The sequence below is a fragment of the Streptomyces triticirhizae genome (genome assembly GCF_003696235.1).
GTDB lineage: Bacteria > Actinomycetota > Actinomycetes > Streptomycetales > Streptomycetaceae > Streptomyces > Streptomyces triticirhizae.
On record NZ_RFFJ01000296.1, the window covers coordinates 1 to 5,095 of the forward strand.

8 protein-coding genes are annotated in these 5,095 nt (G+C 75.8%); 5 read left to right on the forward strand and 3 right to left on the reverse strand.

Going from position 1 to position 5,095, the window contains the following annotated elements; genetic code table 11:
- From EBN88_RS28425 to EBN88_RS28435, 3 genes are all read left to right on the forward strand, one after another.
- The coding region (locus tag EBN88_RS28425) for a TerD family protein (protein WP_456114809.1) at window positions 1–721 on the forward strand (721 nt) is incomplete at its 5' end.
- 52 nt (window positions 722–773) lie between these two features.
- Window positions 774–1,568: a glutamate racemase gene (locus tag EBN88_RS28430; protein WP_122399887.1), complete on the forward strand. Its 795-nt coding sequence runs from the start codon at window positions 774–776 to the stop codon at window positions 1,566–1,568.
- Window positions 1,569–1,588: 20 nt separating this feature from the next.
- Window positions 1,589–2,077 carry an NUDIX hydrolase gene (locus EBN88_RS28435; protein WP_122399888.1) on the forward strand — a complete coding sequence of 163 codons (489 nt, stop codon included), beginning with the start codon at window positions 1,589–1,591 and terminating at the stop codon, window positions 2,075–2,077.
- Here the strand turns inward: EBN88_RS28435 and EBN88_RS28440 are convergent.
- The 3 genes from EBN88_RS28440 to dhaK are packed head-to-tail and all read right to left on the reverse strand — an operon-like array spanning window position 2,062 to window position 4,100.
- Window positions 2,062–2,481 carry a PTS-dependent dihydroxyacetone kinase phosphotransferase subunit DhaM gene (locus EBN88_RS28440; RefSeq protein ID WP_122399889.1) on the reverse strand — a complete coding sequence of 140 codons (420 nt, stop codon included), beginning with the start codon at window positions 2,479–2,481 and terminating at the stop codon, window positions 2,062–2,064. The genes EBN88_RS28435 and EBN88_RS28440 overlap by 16 nt on opposite strands.
- Window positions 2,478–3,089, reverse strand: coding sequence for a dihydroxyacetone kinase subunit DhaL (gene dhaL, locus EBN88_RS28445; RefSeq protein WP_233581068.1), 612 nt, complete (start codon window positions 3,087–3,089; stop codon window positions 2,478–2,480). The genes EBN88_RS28440 and dhaL overlap by 4 nt, the downstream gene beginning before the upstream one ends.
- A gap of 12 nt (window positions 3,090–3,101) precedes the next feature.
- A complete protein-coding gene (gene dhaK / locus EBN88_RS28450) occupies window positions 3,102–4,100 on the reverse strand; it encodes a dihydroxyacetone kinase subunit DhaK (protein WP_122399890.1) in 999 nt (332 codons plus the stop codon).
- A gap of 220 nt (window positions 4,101–4,320) precedes the next feature.
- Here dhaK and EBN88_RS28455 point away from each other — a divergent pair, with 220 nt between their 5' ends.
- Window positions 4,321–4,500 (forward strand): maleylpyruvate isomerase N-terminal domain-containing protein, encoded by a 180-nt coding sequence (locus EBN88_RS28455; RefSeq protein ID WP_122399891.1) that lies wholly within the window; start codon window positions 4,321–4,323, stop codon window positions 4,498–4,500.
- Window positions 4,501–4,508: 8 nt separating this feature from the next.
- Window positions 4,509–4,886 carry a maleylpyruvate isomerase N-terminal domain-containing protein gene (locus EBN88_RS28460; RefSeq protein WP_147472884.1) on the forward strand — a complete coding sequence of 126 codons (378 nt, stop codon included), beginning with the start codon at window positions 4,509–4,511 and terminating at the stop codon, window positions 4,884–4,886.
- Window positions 4,887–5,095: the final 209 nt, after the last annotated feature.

Here is a 5,095-nt window from a genome sequence, read left to right on the forward strand (position 1 = left end):
GCCGCCGGCCCCGCCCGCCCCCGTGACGCCCGCCGCGCCCGCGCCGGCCGCCGCGACCCCGACCCAGGGCGGCGGCTCCCCGATCCGGCTGAGCAAGATCACGCTCACCAAGGACGCCCCCGCGATCTCCCTGGCCAAGCAGGGCGCCACCGGCGGCCAGATGCTGATCAACCTCAACTGGCAGCAGCGCAACGCCCCCAAGCAGACCAGCTGGAAGGACCGCATCACCAAGGCCATGGGCGGCGGGCTCGACCTCGACCTGTGCGCCCTGTTCGAGCTGACCGACGGCCGCAAGGGCGTCATCCAGGCCCTGGGCAACGCCTTCGGCTCGCTCCACCAGCCGCCCTACATGCACCTCGACGGCGACGACCGCACCGGCGCCCGCGCCCAGGGCGAGAACCTCACGGTCAACCTCGACCACGCCAGGGAGCTGAAGCGGGTGGTCATCTTCGTGACCATCTACGCCGGCGCCACCAGCTTCCAGGACCTCGCCGCCACCGTCACGCTGACCCCCGAGCGCGGCGCCCCCATCGAGTTCTTCCTCGACGAGTGCGACGTGCCATCCCCGGTCTGCGTCCTGGCCACCCTCACCAACCAGAACGGCGGGCTGGTCGTCAACCGCGAGGCCCGCTACCTCGTTCCCGACCGGGGCGTCAGCCCCCAGCGCACCGTGGACCACGCCTACGGCTTCGGAATGCAGTGGACCCCGGGCCGCAAGTGACCGCCAAGGCGGTGCCCGAGTCCCTCCCGGACCCCGCGTAGGCTGGGGTTCCGTGAGAATCGCACTCCTGGACTCGGGCATCGGCCTGCTGGCCGCGGCCGCCGAGACACGGCGGCTGCGGCCCGACGCGGACCTGGTGCTCTCCGGGGACCCGGCCCACATGCCCTGGGGCCCGCTCGACCCGGCACGGATCACCGAGCGCGCGCTCTCGTGCGCGCGCTCCGCCGTCGCCGAGCGACCCGACGCCCTCATCGTGGCCTGTAACACCGCGAGCGTGCACGCCCTCCCGGCGCTGCGCGCCGAGTTGGAGCCGGCGCTCCCCGTCATCGGCACCGTCCCCGCCATCAAGCCGGCCGCGGCGGCCGGCGGCCCGTTCGCCGTCTGGGCCACCCCGGCCACCACCGGCAGCGCCTACCAGCGCGGCCTGCTGGCCGAGTTCGCCGACGGCGCGCCCGCCACCGAGGTCCCCTGCCACGGGCTGGCCGGCGCGGTCGAGGCCGCCGACGCCGCCGCCGTCAGCGCCGCCATCAAGGCGGCCACCGAGCTGACCCCGCCCGACACCACCACCGTCGTGCTGGGCTGCACCCACTACGAGCTAGTCGCCGACGAGATCGGCCGCGAGCTGACCGCCCTCACCGGCCGGCGCGTCACCCTGCACGGCTCGGCCGCCGCCGTCGCCGCCCAGGCGCTGCGCCGGATCGGCGCCCAGCCCGCGCCCAGCGCCCCACCGACCGGCACCCTCACCGTGCTGGCCAACGGCCGCCGCGTCCCGCTGCCGGCCGCCGCCCGCCGCTACGCCCAGGGCCGCACACTGCTGACCGCCGCGCCCGCGCCCGAACTCCCCTGAAAGCCCCGAGGTTTCGCACCATGGCCACGCCCGACTTCATCCGCGAACTGCGCGCCACCATCGGCCACCAGCCGCTCTTCCTGCCCGGCGTCACCAGCGTCGTCCTCGACCAGGACGGCCGGGTGCTCCTGGTCCGCAGGGCCGACGACGGGCGGTGGACGCTGATCGGCGGGATTCCCGAGCCGGGCGAGGAGCCCGCCGAGACCGCCGTCCGCGAGGTCGAGGAGGAGACGGCCGTCCACTGCGTCGTCGAACGGGTGATCGCCGTCGAGGCCACGGACCCCATCCGCTACCCCAACGGCGACGTGTGCCAGTTCCTCGACATCAGCCTCGCCTGCCGGGCGGTCGGCGGCGAGGCCAGGGTCAACGACGACGAGTCCGCCGAGGTCGGCTGGTTCACGCTGGACGCGCTGCCGCCGCTGTCCGACCACGCGCTGGAACGCATCCGGCTGGCCGGCGCCGACGAGCCCACCTGGTTCGCCCAGCCCGCCGCTCAGACCTTGCGGTAGTCCCAGGCGTCGGCCGCCGCCGTCTCCACCGCGTCCAGGTCGGCCCCGGTCGACGCGGTGAGCACCGCCGCCACCGCCCCCTCCAGCAGCGGCGCGTCCACCAGCCGCGCCCCGGGCGGCAGCACGTCGCCCTCCGCCAGCAGCGCCCTGACCGTCAACACCGCGCTGCCCAGGTCCACCAGGATCGCCACCCCGGCGCCCTGGTCGGCGCGCCACGCCGCCTCGGTGATCAACTCCGAGCTGGTGCCCAGCCCGCCGTCCGGGGTGCCGCCCGCCGGCACCACGGGCGCCAGGCGCCCCTTGCCGGCCAGCCCCGACGCCAGCGTCGCCACCGAAGTGGCCACCTCGTGGCTGTGCGAGACCAACACCACGCCCACCATGCCGCCCTCCGCCGGGCCCGTCATCGGGACACCTGGAACAGCGCCCCGAGCAGCAGCGCCGCCGAGGCGGCGCCCGGGTCCTCGTGCCCGACGCTGCGCTCGCCCAGATAGCTGGCCCGGCCCTTGTGCGCCCGCAGCGGGATCGTCGCCTTCGCCCCCTCCTCGGCGGCGCGGGCCGCCGCCGCGTAGTCCGGCAGCTCGGCCACCGCCGGCAGCAGCGCGTCCAGCATCGTCTTGTCGCCCAGCGCCGCACCGCCCAGCTGGCCCACCGCCGCCACGCCGGCCCTCAGCGCGTCCCGCACGTCCTCGTCGCTCACCCGTTCCGCCTCGCCCAACGCCTTCCCCGAGCGCCGCAGCAGCGTGCCGAAGAGCGGCCCCGACGCGCCGCCCACCGTGGAGACCAACGTCCGCCCCGCCACCAGCAGCACCCCGCCCGGGGTCGCCCGCTCCTCCGCGTCCAGCGTCGTCATCACGGCCGTGAACCCCCGACGCATGTTGGTCCCGTGGTCCGCGTCGCCGATCGCCGAGTCCAACTCGGTCAGCCGGTCGGACTCCGCGCGCACCGCCTCCGTCGACGCCCGGAGCCACTCCACGATGAAAGCGGCGTCACGCTCCGCCGTCTGCCCTGCCACTCCCGGCTCCTCTCAGTGACCCCAACGCAGCCCCGGCGTGGACACCGGGGCGTCCCACAGCCGCAGCAGCTCGTCGTCCACCTCGCACAGCGACACCGAGCAGCCGGCCATGTCCAGCGAGGTCACATAGTTGCCGACGAGGCTACGCGCCAGGGTTGCCCCGCGCTCGTCCAGCGCCCTGACCACCTCGGCGTGGAAGCCGTACAGCTCCAGCAGCGGCGTGCCACCCATCCCGTTGGTCAGGCAGATCAGCGGCCCGGGCGGCGAGGCCGGGTAGTCGGCCAGCAGCGCCTCCACGGTGACATCGGCGATCTCCGCCGCGCTGAGCATCGCCCGCCGCTCCCGCCCCGGCTCGCCGTGGATGCCGATGCCCAGCTCCAGCTCGTCCGGCGGCAGGTCGAACGTCGGGCTGCCCTTGGCCGGCGTGGTCGGCCCGTGCAGCGCCACCCCGAAGCTGCGCGAGGCGTCGGCCGCCCGGCGCGCGATCTCGGCGACCCGGGCCAGCGGCGCGCCCTCCTCGGCGGCGGCGCCGGCCAGCTTCTCCACGAAGAGCGTCCCGCCGGTGCCCCGGCGGCCGGCCGTGAAGGTGCTGTCGGTGACGGCCACATCGTCCTGGACCACCACCTTGGTCACCTCGATGCCGTCCTCCTCGACCAGCTCGGCCGCCATGTCGAAGTTCAGCACGTCGCCCGTGTAGTTCTTGACGATCAACAGCACCCCGGCGCCGCCGTGCACCTGTGAGGCGGCGCGCGTCATCTGGTCCGGCACCGGGCTGGTGAACACCTCCCCCGCACACGCCGCGTCCAGCATCCCCGGGCCGACGAAGCCGGCGTGCAGCGGCTCGTGGCCCGAGCCGCCCCCGGAGATCAGGGCCACCTTGCCGGCCACCGGCGCGTCCCGGCGCACCACCAGCCGCCGCTCCACGTCCACCCGCAGCTCCGGGTGCGCCGCCGCCATGCCGCGCAGCGCGTCGGCGACCACCCGCTCCGCCCCGTTGATCAGCAACTTCATCGGTGCCTCCTCGTGCGACGCGTGCCATGCGTGCGATGCGTGCGGGTGACCCCGCCCGACGCGTCCCGTCGCGCCCGACGCGCGACGAACGGACGCCCGCCGCGCTCGCCCCCGCAGTATCGGTGCTCAAGGGGGGCGCGGTCACGTAGGGGGACGCCCTCGCGTGCGCGGGTCGCGCCCCGCCTCCGCTGCCGGCGGGCCGGTCTGCGACCGTTGTGCCGTGGAGACCACAGCACACCTGGCGGCCCTGGACCGCGCCGGCCGGGCCTTCCCGGCGATGGCCGAGGCGGCCGGCTGGCGGGCCGAGGTCCCGAGCTGCCCCGGCTGGCGGCTCGACGACCTCACCCGGCACCTGGGGAACGTGCACGCTGGGCCGAACGGTTCGTGTGCGAGCGGCTGACCGAGGGTGTGCCACCACCCGAAGAACGGCCGTCCGAGGGGGAGTTGGTCGCCTGGTTCCGCGAGGGCCTGGACGCCCTGCTGGAGAGGCCGCGCACGAGCGACGAGACCATCGGCTGCTTCGTGTTCCTGCCCGGGGCGCCCAACGGCCGCGCGTTCTGGGCCCGTCGGCAGGCGCACGAGACGACGGTGCGCCTGAGGGACGCCCAACTCGCCGCCGGCGAACGGCCGTCGCCGACGCCGGCCGCGCTCGCGCTGGACGGGATCGACGAGTTCCTCACCGGCTTCCACGCCAGGACCCGCTCCCGGGTCCGCAGCGCGGCGCCGCGCGTGTTCTCCACGCGCGCCGACGAGGGGCCGGAGTGGACCGTCCCACCTCGCCGATGAGCCGCCGCGCACCCTGCGGGAGCCGGCCGAACGCTTCGACCGCCCCGGAGAACGCCGGCTCGCCGGTCTGAGCCGACTCACCCCACCCGCCCGGCCTCCGTGCCGGGCTCGGCCCGCGCCGGGGCCGCTGCCCGCCTCCGGCCGGTCGGGCAACGGGCCGCCCCCACCCGGCCGTTGGCCCACGGCCCGTCCACGGCCGGCCGCCGCAC

What these genes read in the sequence shown, in the direction of transcription:
- EBN88_RS28435 (WP_122399888.1), top strand. Translation starts at nt 1,589, where the DNA reads ATGGCCACGCCCGACTTCATCCGCGAACTGCGCGCCACCATCGGCCAC.
- EBN88_RS28440 (WP_122399889.1), bottom strand. Translation starts at nt 2,481, where the DNA reads ATGACGGGCCCGGCGGAGGGCGGCATGGTGGGCGTGGTGTTGGTCTCG.
- dhaK (WP_122399890.1), bottom strand. Translation starts at nt 4,100, where the DNA reads ATGAAGTTGCTGATCAACGGGGCGGAGCGGGTGGTCGCCGACGCGCTG.